Genomic DNA, 13,304 nt, shown 5'->3' with positions numbered 1-13,304 from the left:
CGGGATCTCAGCTCTTGCTGTCCTTGTTCACGTCGAGGAAGCGCTCCATCAGGCGCTCGCCGTCGATCTTCTCCTCGGTGAGGGCCATGGCGAGCACCTCGCCGCCGAACACGTTGGGGGCCATGATCATGTCGGGCTGGACCCGGCGCACCCGGTCCATGTTCTTGCGGGCGCTGACCGCGGCGACCGTCTTGGCGGTGGCGTTGAGTTCCTTCAGCGCCAGGATGATGAAGGCGTTGTCGGCGTCGTCGTCCGACAGCGCGAGGACCGCGCGCGCGTCGAGCGCACCTGCGCGGCGCAGCACCTCGAGATCGGTCGGGTCGCCGACCTCCATCTCGGCGCCTTCGACCACGATGTCGTCGTCCTCTGTGATGACGACGACACCGAGGCCGCGCGTGAGCAACTCCCGCACGGTGTTGCGGGCGAGCGTGCCGGTGCCGGCGATGATGAAATGGTCGACGCGCCGCATTTTTCCATTGCCCTTCAGATTGAGAATGCTGGCGAGCCGGCCCTGCACGAGCGGCCCGACCAGGGCCGAGAGGGAGCTCAAGAACACGGTGATGCCGATGACGATGAGCGAAATCACAAAGAGCCGCGCTTCGTCGGACTTGGCGACGATGTCGCCGTAGCCGACGGTGCTCATCGTCACCACGGTGAAATAGATCGATTGCACGACGTTGACGATCGGCGGCTCGAAGCCCTGGCCGAGCACGAGGGTGCCGAGCACGCCGTAAGCGAAGAACAGCATGGTGGCGCCGAAGGCGAACAGCGTGCCGGCGGCGAGCGAGGACCGATCGAACCGGCGTCCCGACAAAGCGAGCGCGAGAAAGGTCGCCGCGGTGAGAAGCTCGGTCGGCGCCGTGAACGGGCGCCCGTCATAGCCGACGCGCAGCACGAGGTGGGCGAGCGTCATCACCAGGGTCGCGACCCAGACGATGCGCGAGCGCAGGACCAAGCCGATCGCCGCCACGATCTGCACGATCCCGATGACCGCGTTCGGCACTCCGCGCAGGAGCGGGGGCGGCCCCTCGCCCGCGAACTGGCGCAGCATGTCCGTGAATGCCGGCATGTGGTCGTGGAGGAGGTCGCCGACGTCTGCGGTCAAGGCCGGCAGCAGGGCGAGGACGCCGATGGCCGCGACGGCGATCGCCACCGGCACCTGGGGGAACCACAGATCGAGCCGCGCCTGCCGGTGGATGCGGCGCCAAAGCTGCCGGAGGGGAGTGGGAATCCGCATCTGGAACGTCTTGGAGGGTTTCGGCTTGGAACGCGCTACGGTCGGGCTGGAAGGTCGGCCGGCGGCACCCGCGCCGGGTCCCAAGCCCGTCACCGCTCCCGCCTCGTCACGGCGACCCGCGCCGCAGCCCGGGCTCCGCGAGCCGTTCAAGACTTGAGTAGCCGATCGGGGTCCCCTTGACGAGGGCGATCGCCCGCGACCCCGATACGGGAACGCGGCGAACACGCCGGAACGCGGGCCGGAAGAAGCCCGCGAGAGGAGACCGTGCCATGATCACAGATGTGGAAGACTTCTTCACGCAGGGATGCGGACGCTGCGAGCGCTTCGCCACGCCGGATTGTTCGGCGCGGGTCTGGTCTCCTGGGCTCCTCGAGCTGCGCCGTATCTGCCACGCGGTGGGGCTCGCCGAAGCCGTCAAATGGGGCCATCCCTGCTATGGGCATGCTGGGCGCAATATCGTCCTCATCGGCGCGGTTCGCGGCGATTTCCGCCTCATCTTCATGAACGCGGCGCTGATGCGGGATCCGATGGGCCTTCTCGAGCGCCAGGGGCCGAACACGCGGCACCCCGACATGATGCGCTTCACCGCCGCGACGGACGTCGCCGCACGGGCGCCGATCATAGCGGCCTATCTCAAGGAGGCGATGGGCCACGCGGAAGCCGGCCTCAAGCCGCCGAAGGAAGACTGGATCATCGAACTCCCCGAAGACCTCGTCGAGGCGATGGAAGCCGACCCCGACCTCGCGAGCGCCTTCGCGGCCCTGACACCCGGCCGGCAGCGCAGCTACGTGCTCGCCGTCAACGGTGCCAAGACCCAGGCGACCCGGCTCTCCCGCATCGCCGCCTTCCGGCCGAAGATCCTCGCCGGCAAGGGCGCGACGGAGCGGTGAGGCGGCGCATGGGGCCGCGCCCGCCCCGGTCATTCGGCGGGGTCTCGCGGGGGAGCGGCTGCGGTTAGACTTGCCGCCGCCCACGTCTCGGCTAATATTCCACAGCGGGGAAGGTGTGCTGTAATATAATGTTACAATAATAAGCCGCGAACATGACGCGGCTCGGGAGGGTAGCGCCATGTTGGACAGGGCACTTCTGGAGGATGGTCAAGGAAAACCGCTGCTGCGCGGCAAATTGAACGGCTCGCGGGAGTGGTCCGAGGTCAACGCATTCTGTCACCGGACTTATATGCCGTTGTCCACGCGGCCGCTGACGCCGGGGATGAACCCGGATTCGACGATGCGGATGCTCCGGATCGGTCGCATCACCTTCAGCCGCTTCTGTTTCGGGACCCCAACACGCGCCGACGACTTCGACCCGAACTCCGGCAACATCATCGTCGTCAACACCCTGCGCGGCAGCGTCCGCCATCCGCTCGGCGGCAAGGCGGCCGTCGATACCCGGCCCGGGGACAGCTATGTCGTCGATTGCAGCCGGACGGATTATTGGAACGTCGCCGACGGCCACGACCTTCAGCTCAACCTGACCATCCCCCATGCGCTGATGGAGGAGACGGCCGCCCGCTGGTACGGGTTCGTTCCCGGCGACGATCTCTGGAAGAAGCGGCTGATCTTCGGCGTCGGCCATTCGGCCTGGCTCTCGCTCCTCGATTATGCGACCCGCTCCCTCGACGCCCGCCACGATGCGGTGCCCAATCCGCTGATCGAACGGCGGATCGAGGAAACCATCGGCCTCGAACTGCTGCGCAACTGGGCGGAGAGCGCGGAACTGAACCTCGAGACGGGGGCTCGTTCGGCCGCGCCCTATTATGTACGGGAGGCCGAGCGCCTGATGACGGAGCGGGCGGTCGAGGCGCCGAGCGTGCTCGAGATCGCGGCTATGATCGGCATCTCGGCGCGATCCTTGTCGGAAGGCTTCCGGCGGTTCCGCGGGATCACGCCGCACGCGTTCCTCGCAGCCCAGCGACTGACGGCCTTGCGTGAGGCCCTGCTCGCCGCCGCACCCGGTGAGACCGTGTCCTCGATCGCCGGGGGGCGGGGCTACGTCAATCTCGGCGCGCTCGCCGTGCGCTATCGGGAGCGGTTCGGTGAAAGCCCGGCGCAAACACTGCGGAGCCGCACACTGCGCCTGTGATCGAAACGCGGCACAGATCGCAGTCGATCATCTACGTCATGTTATAGTATTACATAACGCAATGGGAGTGTCTCCGTCCCCGCTCGGTCGCTTTTCTTCCGTTTTGAAGCGTGGATTTCCGAGACCGATCTCAGTACGCGCCGGGCGTGCATGCCCTGGCCGCAGCGGAGGAATAGATCCTCCCTTGGTCGGCGGGTCGTCGTGCGGGTTCTGCTGCTGTCGTCCTGCCGATCGCATGCGTTGCGCAAGCCATCAGGCTGGGAGGAGACTGACATGAAAGCGCTCGTCTATCAGGGCCCTGGAAAGAAGGCCTGGACCGACAGAGAGAAGCCCGCGATCCAGAAGCCGACCGACGTGATCGTGAAGATCACCAAGACGACGATCTGCGGGACGGACCTGCATATTCTGAAGGGCGACGTTCCCACCGTGGACGTCGGACGCATCCTCGGTCACGAGGGCGTCGGCCGGGTCGAGGAGGTCGGGTCCGCCGTCCGCAACTTCAAGAAGGGCGACCCGGTTCTGATCTCCTGCATCACCTCGTGCGGATCCTGCGCGAACTGCAAGCGCCAGCTCTACGCCCATTGCGACGACGGCGGCTGGATCCTCGGCCACAGGATCGACGGCACGCAGGCCGAATATGTCCGCATTCCCCATGGCGACAACTCGCTCTATCCGATCCCCGCGGGAGCGGACGAGGAAGCGTTGGTCATGCTCTCCGACATCCTGCCGACGGGGCTCGAAATCGGCGTCCAGGCCGGCAAGGTGAAGCCCGGCGACGCCATCGCGATCGTCGGCGCCGGGCCGGTCGGCATGTCGGCGCTGCTCACGGCACAGTTCTATTCGCCGGGCCGTATCATCATGATCGACATGGATCCGGCGCGCTTGGCGCTGGCGCTCCAGTTCGGTGCGACCAACACCGTCCAGGTCGGTGACGAGGATGCCGTCGCCGCCGTCCGCGGGCTGACCGGCGGGCAGGGCGTCGACGTGGCGATCGAGGCCGTGGGCGTTCCGGCGACCTTCGATATCTGTCAGAAGATCGTTTCGGCCGGCGGCAACATCGCCAATGTCGGTGTGCACGGCAAGCCGGTCGATCTTCACATCGAGGATCTCTGGATCAAGAACATCAACATCTCGATGGGTCTCGTCTGCACCAGCACGACGCCGATGCTGCTCAAGACGGTGCAGGCCGGCAAGGTCGATCCGACCAAGCTGATCTCACACCGCTTCTCGCTGAACGAGATCCTGGATGCCTACGAGGTGTTCGGGAATGCCGCCCGCGAAAAGGCGATGAAGGTCATCATGGCTGCGTGAGCGCGCGCGGGAGAAGCGGATGCACGCATTCTCCCGAGGCATGCGAAACGGAGAGCCGCCCGCGCTGTCTCGGCGCGGGCGGATTTGTCTTGTGGGCATCGTCCGAGTAGCCTGTTCGAACCCGCGATCCCATGGGGCGCCGATCGGCGCGGCATGGCGCCCCATTCCAATGTCCGGGTGGCTCCCCTCGTCCGATCGGATGCGCCGCAGATCAAGCGCGGCAGATCATGCGCGGCTTCGCCAGCGGGGCACCGGACCGATCGAGCGCCGTCGTCGAGGTGACGGTGGGCGAGCCGCGGCGGCTCGGAGCCGAGATTTCTCGGTTGCGTCGCGTTCTGCCGAGAGTTACGCAATTCAAAGTTGATCATAAAATATTACACAATGAAATCCAGAATTTAGCAGCAGAAATACGCAACCAGATCGCGATGAACAGGATTTTTGGAGACTTACGAGTGCCTTTTGTTGGTATGAACGGCTGTGCAAAACCATTTCACTCTTGATTTCTCCTCTTCAAAATAGAACGCTTGCGACAGCGGAGCCCGCGCGGCTCGCGCACCTTGGAGGGGGAATGGTGCTGAAGTGCGTGGCGTTGCTGCTTATCTATAGTCTATTTGCAGAGAGATCTGCGCGCGCCGATCACTTGAACGCCATCCCATATTACAACATCCCTGCGATGTGCTCTCGATACCAAGCGCGCCGGGCTAACGACGAGTGCGTTCAGATGGAGCGGTCGGCGTTGCAGGAGTCGCGAAGCCTGTGGCGCATGCTTTCCGAAAGCCAGAGGGAGAAGTGCCTGAACCAGATGTACAAGGCCCTCAATCGTGGTGGGCTTTGTTATGTCGTGTTGGCCGGGTGCCTTCAGGACGAGTTCGAGTTCACGCAGTGGCGGGCCGACGGCCGCTGAAGCGGACGGCGTGCCCAGCGGATGCAGCGCCTTCCTCCGCGCGAGGACCCGGATCGCCTCGCGTGTGACCCTTGGTCCTCAGGGAGCATCCGCCTCTGTGTATTTCTCCAAGGTTGTGTTTGATTTTCATTCGTGCCCGACCTTCGGTTGCGTCGATCTCGCCCTATTGACGATCTAAATTACAGCATTGTCGGCCTTTAATGCGCAGGTATTACTTATCACTGCGCGCAATGATTGTGTCAATTCACGAGCGTGCCAAGCCTGGGGCAAGCTTCGCTGGCTAAGGGAAATGTGCACTTCCAGGGCACTTTTCCGGGCTGGGCTTGGCAACAAGGGGATCACAATGTCATTCAAGAATTTGCCGCTTATCGCCAAAATCGTGGGACTATTGCTGCTGCTTGCCGTGTTCTCGGTGGCGGCGACGGTGTTGAGTGCCTCGAAAATGGAGGCCATCGACGGTGCCTACAGCGAGGCTCTCTCTGGTCCGGTGCGGGCCGCGATCGCCTTCGCTCGGGCGAACCGCTCGGTGGTGCAATTCAGTCAGGGCGTCTATCAGTCGCTCTCGGCGACGACCGACGCCGGTAACAACGAGGCGATCCAGACGCAGAAGAGCGCCGTCGAGGTCTATCGCAAACGGATGAACGAGTCCGCGGCGCTCGATCCCGTTCATGCTGATGAAGTGAAATCTTTCAATCAGCGCTTCACAGATTTTCTAGGCACATGCAAATCGATCATCGATGCAGCGAATTCGTCGTCTGATGCCACGCAGAATTTGAAGATATCGGCGGACTGGAATGCTCAATGCATGCCGATTTCGGCCGCGTTGGTGGCCGACATCGCCAAGTCCGTCGATGAACGCATGAAGGGGGTCGACGATCTTCAAGACACTCTGAATGCGGACTCGTCCCAGGCGGTGCGGCTCGTCTACGGCATCGTGTTCGGCGGTCTCGTCATCGTCCTCGGCATCGCCGTCGTCGTCACCCGCTTCGGCGTCGTGAAGCCGGTCACCCGCATTCGCGAGACCCTCGGCACCCTCGCCGCCGGCAACTTCCACATCACCGTCGCCGACACCGACCGCAAGGACGAGATCGGCCGGATGGCGGAAGCCGCCGAGCGGCTGCGCCAGGGCCTGGAGGAGGCCGAGCGCATGCGCGAAGAGGCCCGTCTCGCCGAGATCCGTGCCACCGAGCGCCTCAAGGCCGAACGCAACGCCATCGCCGACGAGTTCGAAACCAAGATGGGGGCGCTCGCCCGCGCGTTCGCCAACTCGTCCGGCGAGGTCTCGTCGGCCGCCCGCGGCCTCTCGGCGAGCGCCGAAGAGACCTCTCGTCAGGCCCTCGCGGTCTCCGGCGCCGCGGAGGAAGCCTCCTCGAACGTCCAGACCGTCGCCGCCTCCACCGAGGAAATGACCTCGTCGATCCGTGAGATCGGCGTCCAGGTCACCCATGCCGCCAACGTCGCCGTCGGTGCCACGGAGGAGGTCAACCGCACCTCGGGCGAGATCCGCGAGCTCTCGGACGCGGCCTCGAAGATCGGCGAGGTCGTCAACCTCATCACCGACATCGCGTCCCAGACCAATCTCCTCGCCCTCAACGCCACCATCGAGGCGGCGCGGGCCGGCGAGGCGGGCAAGGGCTTCGCGGTCGTCGCCCAGGAGGTCAAGGCCCTCGCCGAGCAGACCGCCCGCGCCACCCAGGAAATCGCCCGCAAGGTGGAGGACATCCAGCAGGCGACCGGCCGCACCGTGGGGTCGATCGAGAAGATCGTGGGCACGATCAACCAGATCCGCGCCGCCACGGCGACCATCGCCTCCGCGGTCGAGGAGCAGGGGGCTGCGACCCAGGAGATCGCGACCAACACCCAGCGCGCGGCGAGCGGGACCGAGGCTGTCAACGACAACATTGCCGGCGTCGGTCGTGCCGCCGAGATGACCGGCTCCGCGTCGACGCAACTGATGACGCTCTCGTCTGCCCTCGCTGAGCAGGCAGACGATCTCCAGCGCGAAGTCAACGCCTTCGTCGGCAACCTCCGGGCCGGCTGAGGATCATCTGTCGGGCTGCGACTACTCAAGTTATGCGTAATTGGGGCCGTCCAATTTTGGATCAGTTGGGCGGCCTCCCTTTATAAACAGCTTCGCGACAGGACAAGCGCCGCCAGACATTCTGACGCTTATCGAGATACGTAGATGTTCCTGAATCGCGCGGAGATTTTTTGAAAGATATGTCTGGCAATTTTAACCTCAGTGGACTTGATCAGGAGAGCAGCCAGAAATTTGCGATGCGCTTCTTTCTCAAGAGTATCTCCACCCGAGCTAGATCATTTCACGGAACATCTGCCGAGCATCGTTCCCCGGTCAAGCGCGGTCGACTAGAGGCCGCCCAACCTTAAGCCAGTTGGGCGGCCCCGCTGTCATCAAGGGTACGAGGGGCGGCCGCGTCCGCATCGCCCCCTCGATGCCGTGAGTTGCGTTCGCGCCCTCGTTGTGGTCTCCTCAAGGGAACCCAATCGGGGGCGCCGATGAGAATGACACGCCGTTCTCTTGCTCTCATCATCGGCGCCAGCGCGGCTTCGGCACATGAGCTGGCCGTCTGGGCGCACCGTCAGGCCGCCCAAGGCCACTCTGGTTGCCGGTGCAACTTGCAAGACCGTCTCGACATGCAAGGCAGCGGTCAAGCTCTGGTGTTCGGGCCACCGGCCCGCGGCCGGTGATGGCGACGGCGTCCCGTGCGAGAACGTCTGTCACGGCCTCGAGCAGGTCAACAAGATCCGCGAAAAGATCGACTGTTGACCACGTTGAACTTTGGGGCGGCCGCGACCGCGGTCCCATATTGGTAATCTGCTCATTCGCGATCTCGGTTGAGGCGACATCGCTTCTAACCTAACTGGAGGGGCCTAGATGACTAGTTCCTACCTGAAGGGTATTGCATACAGCCCGACTTGGACCACCTGGAACGGGCCGTACTCAAACACCGGGCCGGATGCCCAGTTCTCCGACTCCGACTATGCAAACGACAGCTTTCAGGCGCTTTGGAACTCTGGACAGGATGACGCGGGTAACTCATACCGCGACGATGTCGGCACGATTGGAAGTTGCGGCTTCAATTTGATCCGGCTCTATGACTGGGGGCCAACAAGAGGCTGGGATGCTGCGACAGGGGTCGGCAACGCCCACATAAACTTCCTTGATTACGCCTATGCAAACGGTCTTCAGGTAATTGTTCCAATTTCGAATTACTTCCTATCTAGCGCGGAATATGCATGGGGAAACGCATATCCAGATTCGAAATATAGCTTTGATAGTGCGCCATCTGCCATTACATCGGCACTAACGCAATTCATTGGAAGTGTTGTCAAGAATGGCGACATACACCCTGCGGTCCACAGCTTCTCGGTCGGCAATGAGATAGATATTAACGACCTGTCAGGTCAGGGTGGTCCTGCAGTGGATCCTGCGTCTCGCTTGGCGCGTGTGATCTGGTGGATCGTAAATCTACAAATTCAGATTAATGCGAGCAGTTACCGTGCTGTACTGTTAACGAGCCCGATTTCTAATGGTGACCAAGGCAATCCGGAATCTGGTAGCGCCCCCCTAAGTTACTGGTTTCAGGCGTTTTGGAATGGGGTAAATAGCGACACATTACTTCCTTTCGGTACGGTGGGAGGAAGCGGGCCGACCTTCGAGGCGTCGTGGTTTGGTATCTCGACTATCGGAGGGGCAAATGATAGCTGGTATTATAACAGCGTAAATATATATCAGTATGGATCCGGGCTTGCGACGACGATCGGTCAGTACGACGATTGGTCGGCAACTAGTGTTAATAGCACCAATTGGCCCGGCCAGCAGTTTAGCGTCCCCCTGCTGCTAACTGAGACGGGGCTCGCCAGAGGCGGGGTGGATGACCAAAGTCAGGAGACGCAATACAATACGATTACGGGAGAGATCGCGGAGACGATTGCGAGCTATCTAAGTGCCGATGAGAATAGCTACTTGATCGGCTACTGTATCTACGAGTTCAACGACGAGGTAACGGTACAGGCGAATTGGGGTCTCTATATGGTTGAGCCGGAGTCGTACCCTAGTGGCAATGTTCTGTACCAGGAGGCTACCGGAACAACACAGGTGAGCTATGCGGCATGGCCCAGTGTTGACTATCCGGTCGATCAGTTGTTCCCGGTTAGTAGCCAAGCGACCGGCTTAACATTGATGGCCGCGCTGAAGGCGATCTTCACTTCGTCATAGTATGGATGGGCGATCGGGCTCGCATTCACCCCGCGAGGGTCGTCGGCAATGCGAACGCCGGTCGGGACGCGTCGTTGGTAGTGCCAGAGTTCACCGCGGCGAACGAGAAACTGCGCCATCCGAATCTCGTCCGTATACGACGAAATGTAGGACGGTTTGTACCGCAGAGAATCGAGAAATCCAGGATTTCTGCGAAAAGTTCAACGATTTCAGGAGGTTAAAAATTTGAGGTGGCGGAGACGAGGGGATTCGAACCCCTGATACGGGTTTCCCCGTATAACGGTTTAGCAAACCGCCGCCTTCAGCCACTCGGCCACGTCTCCAGCGGCCTGAAGCCTTATAGTTCCGACCCCCGGCCGTCAACACTCGTGCGGCGGCATGCACAGCGAAAGACGTGTGTCGGGGCGAAGTCGTAACGCGGACGGCCGGAACGCCTGTTCCTTTGGCACCGGAGGGAGCGGCGGAGACTGCCGGCGTTGTTGGAACTACGCCGTCGTCGTGCGGACGGACGGAGCCTCATCGCCAGCGCTGTAGACGTGGCTTTGCACGCCCTCTCCACGTCATCCGCGGGCTTCGTCCCGGGGACCCGGAGGCGGCACGGTGTACTCTGTGACGTGGCCATGATCACCGCTATGGGCTCGGTCGGCCGTCGTGATCTCCGCCCCTGGGTTGCCGGCACAAGGCCGGCAATGGCGACGGAGGGGGGATGGGGGTTCCGCGGCGCTCTGGTTCGCGCGGAAAGGCGCTCCGGTGCGTGCGGAAGCGCGCCGCGGCTCGTGCGGAAGGCGGCTCCGGCGCGTGCGGCAGGGCGCTCGGAGGCCGTCAGAGCCCCGTGAGCGCGCGGTCCGCGGCGGTCGTCCCGAGCGGTAGCGCCCAATGGCCCGCGATCCAGGCGAGGAGGGCGTCGAAGTCGATCGGCCGGGTGGTGTCGATGTCGTAGCGGGGGCCGCGGTCGACGGGGCGGGCGCGTTCGGCGAGCGCGATCAGCTCCGGCACGAAGGCTTCGCCCGGGTGGCCGGGATGGCGCTGCGGCAGGCGTTCGCGGTAGCGCTCGGCGAGCACCGCCGGCGGGGCGTGGCACCAGATTTCGAGGGTCTCGTCCACGCCGGCGCGGGCGAGGTGGGCTTCGAGCACTTCGCGGGGCTGGAAACCGAACCAGGCGTCGACGATCGCCGTCGCCCCCTCCGGTGCGTCGGCGACGACCGACCAGATCGCCTTGTAGCTCGCCCGGCCGAGGGCGCGGTTGAACTCGCGGTCGCCGACGCCGAGTTCGTCGAAGAACGGCTCCTTCACCGTGTCGAGGGTGAAGACGAACAGGCCGAGGCGCGCCGAAAGCCCGCGGGCGATGGTGCTCTTGCCGCAGGCCGGCACGCCGTTGACGAGGATCGCGCGCTTCATCGGCGGTTCACAGCGCCGCGGCCAGGGAATCGGGCCGCGCAACGGGGGCGTCCATGTGGTGCTCCATCAGCGCCGAGATCGCGCCGCCGATGACGCCGGCATCGTCGCCGAGGGCGGCCGCGGCGACATTGCATTGATACCAGGCGGAAGGCGCTGGGGCGAAGCGCGTCAGGGCGCGGTGGGCGCTGGCGCCGAGGCCGCCACCGAGCAGCACCATGTCGGGATCGAAGGCGGCGACGATCGAATCGATCGCCGCCCGCATCGGCCGGCTCCAGCGGGTCAGCACGGTGGTCGCGGACTCGTCGCCGGCCTGGACGCGGGCGAAGAGATCGTCGGCGCTCAGGCCGGCGGGCAGGCCCGCCTCGGCGACGAGACGGCCGAGGGCGGTGCCGGAGCTCGTGGTCTCGACACAGCCGCGCCGCCCGCAGGCGCACAGGCCGCCTTCGATGTCGACGGTGACGTGGCCGAGCTGGCCGGCCGCCATGCGCCCGCGCACCAGCTTGCGGTCCTCCATCACGGCGCCGCCGATGCCGGTGCCGATGGTGAACATCACGACATTGTCGCAGCCGCGCCCGGCGCCGACGGCGACCTCGGCGACGAGCGCCATGTTGCCGTCGTTGTCGAGGGTGACCGGCTTGCCGACGGCCGCCTCGAGCCGCTCGGCGAGGGCCGCACCGGCGAGGTTGAGATATCCGCCGGAGAGCACCTCCTGGCGGCGGGCGTCGACACGGCCGGGCACGCCGATGCCGATCGCCGCGACGTCCGGCCGGTCGAGCCGGGAGACGAGGTCGATGATGCGGCCGACCACCGTCTCCGGATCGCGGGTGATGCGCTCGGAGATGCGTTCCAGGATCTCGCCGCGGTTCGTCACCCGCGCCGCGCGCAGGTTGGTGCCGCCGATATCGACGCCGATCGCCGTCGGCATCAGGCCCGCGCCGGGGCGTCTCTCACGTCTCGCCATCGTCTCCACCCGTGCTTCGGGATCTTGGGCCGGGCCAGCGCCCGACGATCCTCGTCTGTCGTTCGCCCGATCGTCCGCCGCCTTTGCTGCGGCAGGACGATCGGATCTATTGCGACCCGGCCGCCATTTTGGCCGGGACTGGAGCGGCCCCTCAGGCCGCCTCACGCTCGGCGCGGCGGTGGCGGGCGAGCACGGCCTGGATCTCGCGCAGCCGCGGCACGGCGATGGTCGTCAGCCGTTCGCGGGTCACCGCGCGGTCGAGCGAGATGCAATCCTTCCAGAGCGCGCGGCCGGCGATGACGCCCGAGGCGCCGTTCGCCATCGCGGTCTCGACCTGGCCGAGGAAGGTCGCGTGGTCAACGCCGGCGGAGAGCACGGCCCACGGCACCTCACCGGAAAGGCGGGTGATCGCCGCGCAGGTCGCGGCATCGCCGGGATAGGGGATCTTGAGCACCTTGGCGCCGGCCTCGAGGGAGAGCCGCGTGCCACCCTCGATCAGGGAGGGAAGCTTCGCGGCATAATCCTCCGCGCTTTCGCCCTCGACGCGGTAGGTGAGAAATTCGGTGACGAGCAGCAGGTCCTCGCGGGCGAAATCCTCGATCACCCGGCGCATGATGTCGAGATTGTGCGTGTTCGCCTCGGGCAGGTCGGAGCGCAGATAGACCATGATCTTGCCGCCGGTGCCGCCGAGCGCGCGCACGCGGCGGGCGTCGATGCCGGGGACGAGCTTCGACAGGCGGTAGCCGGTGCCCGGCGCCGTGTCCCAGCCGGAGGCGTCGAGGCCGACGACCAGGCCGACATCGCGGGCGAGCACCGTCTCGTCGATCACCTTCGGCACTGCGCAGATCGGATCGAGCAGCACGCAGGAGGCTTCGTTCGCGAGGTGGCGGGCGATGTCCGCCTTGGTGTCGCCGAGGGTCGCGTCGGAGATCTTCGCCTGCTCGGCCGGATCGGCGGCGAGGAGCTGTCGCATGCCGCCGCGCTGATCGCAGGCGATCACCATCATCATCCCGTCGCGATCGCAGATCTGCTGATAGCCGCGATATTCCGCCGTCGTCATCTTCGCCATGGTGTGTCGTCCACTCGCTTGGGGCCGCTCTGTCGCGGCCGTTCCTCGCCCGAAGGGCTTTGTTCTCGATGGGCCGCTCGTGCGGCGGCCGCGGTGCGC

Annotated in this window: 11 protein-coding genes and 1 tRNA gene; 7 read left to right on the top strand and 5 right to left on the bottom strand. The window is 64.7% G+C overall.

Features of this window, described 5'->3' with window-relative positions; translation table 11 throughout:
• Positions 1–7 precede the first annotated feature (7 nt).
• Positions 8–1,237 carry an NAD-binding protein gene (locus tag F0357_RS04215; RefSeq protein ID WP_153479129.1) on the bottom strand — a complete coding sequence of 410 codons (1,230 nt, stop codon included), beginning with the start codon at positions 1,235–1,237 and terminating at the stop codon, positions 8–10.
• A gap of 269 nt (positions 1,238–1,506) precedes the next feature.
• On the opposite strand from F0357_RS04215, the gene F0357_RS04210 reads away from it, so the two are divergent.
• The 7 genes from F0357_RS04210 (at position 1,507) to F0357_RS04180 (ending at position 9,777) form a co-directional block, all read left to right on the top strand.
• The gene (locus F0357_RS04210; protein ID WP_153479127.1) at positions 1,507–2,127 is read left to right on the top strand and encodes a YdeI/OmpD-associated family protein; all 621 of its coding nucleotides are present in this window, start codon (positions 1,507–1,509) and stop codon (positions 2,125–2,127) included.
• Between the two features lie 178 nt (positions 2,128–2,305).
• Positions 2,306–3,322: an AraC family transcriptional regulator gene (locus F0357_RS04205; protein ID WP_153479125.1), complete on the top strand. Its 1,017-nt coding sequence runs from the start codon at positions 2,306–2,308 to the stop codon at positions 3,320–3,322.
• A gap of 273 nt (positions 3,323–3,595) precedes the next feature.
• The gene (locus F0357_RS04200) at positions 3,596–4,633 is read left to right on the top strand and encodes a zinc-dependent alcohol dehydrogenase family protein (RefSeq protein ID WP_153479123.1); all 1,038 of its coding nucleotides are present in this window, start codon (positions 3,596–3,598) and stop codon (positions 4,631–4,633) included.
• A gap of 227 nt (positions 4,634–4,860) precedes the next feature.
• A complete protein-coding gene (locus F0357_RS04195) occupies positions 4,861–5,133 on the top strand; it encodes a hypothetical protein (protein ID WP_153479121.1) in 273 nt (90 codons plus the stop codon).
• Positions 5,134–5,201: 68 nt separating this feature from the next.
• Positions 5,202–5,537: a hypothetical protein gene (locus tag F0357_RS04190; protein WP_153479119.1), complete on the top strand. Its 336-nt coding sequence runs from the start codon at positions 5,202–5,204 to the stop codon at positions 5,535–5,537.
• Positions 5,538–5,880: 343 nt separating this feature from the next.
• Positions 5,881–7,578: a methyl-accepting chemotaxis protein gene (locus F0357_RS04185; RefSeq protein WP_153479117.1), complete on the top strand. Its 1,698-nt coding sequence runs from the start codon at positions 5,881–5,883 to the stop codon at positions 7,576–7,578.
• 855 nt (positions 7,579–8,433) lie between these two features.
• Positions 8,434–9,777, top strand: coding sequence for a hypothetical protein (locus F0357_RS04180; RefSeq protein ID WP_153479115.1), 1,344 nt, complete (start codon positions 8,434–8,436; stop codon positions 9,775–9,777).
• A 231-nt stretch (positions 9,778–10,008) separates the two neighbouring features.
• On the opposite strand, the gene F0357_RS04175 is transcribed toward F0357_RS04180, so the two are convergent.
• From F0357_RS04175 to F0357_RS04165, 4 genes are all read right to left on the bottom strand, one after another.
• Positions 10,009–10,100, bottom strand: a tRNA-Ser gene (locus F0357_RS04175).
• Between the two features lie 499 nt (positions 10,101–10,599).
• Positions 10,600–11,175, bottom strand: a complete 576-nt coding sequence (locus F0357_RS24405; protein WP_246161351.1) for a P-loop nucleotide/nucleoside kinase family protein — start codon at positions 11,173–11,175, stop codon at positions 10,600–10,602.
• A gap of 7 nt (positions 11,176–11,182) precedes the next feature.
• Positions 11,183–12,100 carry an ROK family protein gene (locus tag F0357_RS24400; protein WP_246161349.1) on the bottom strand — a complete coding sequence of 306 codons (918 nt, stop codon included), beginning with the start codon at positions 12,098–12,100 and terminating at the stop codon, positions 11,183–11,185.
• Between the two features lie 187 nt (positions 12,101–12,287).
• On the bottom strand, positions 12,288–13,205 hold the full coding sequence (locus F0357_RS04165; protein ID WP_153479113.1) for a tagatose-bisphosphate aldolase: 918 nt from the start codon (positions 13,203–13,205) through the stop codon (positions 12,288–12,290).
• Between the last annotated feature and the right edge of the window lie 99 nt (positions 13,206–13,304).

Source organism: Segnochrobactrum spirostomi, assembly GCF_009600605.1.
Taxonomy (GTDB): Bacteria; Pseudomonadota; Alphaproteobacteria; order Rhizobiales; family Segnochrobactraceae; genus Segnochrobactrum; species Segnochrobactrum spirostomi.
This window is presented reverse-complemented; position numbering and strand designations above follow the sequence as displayed.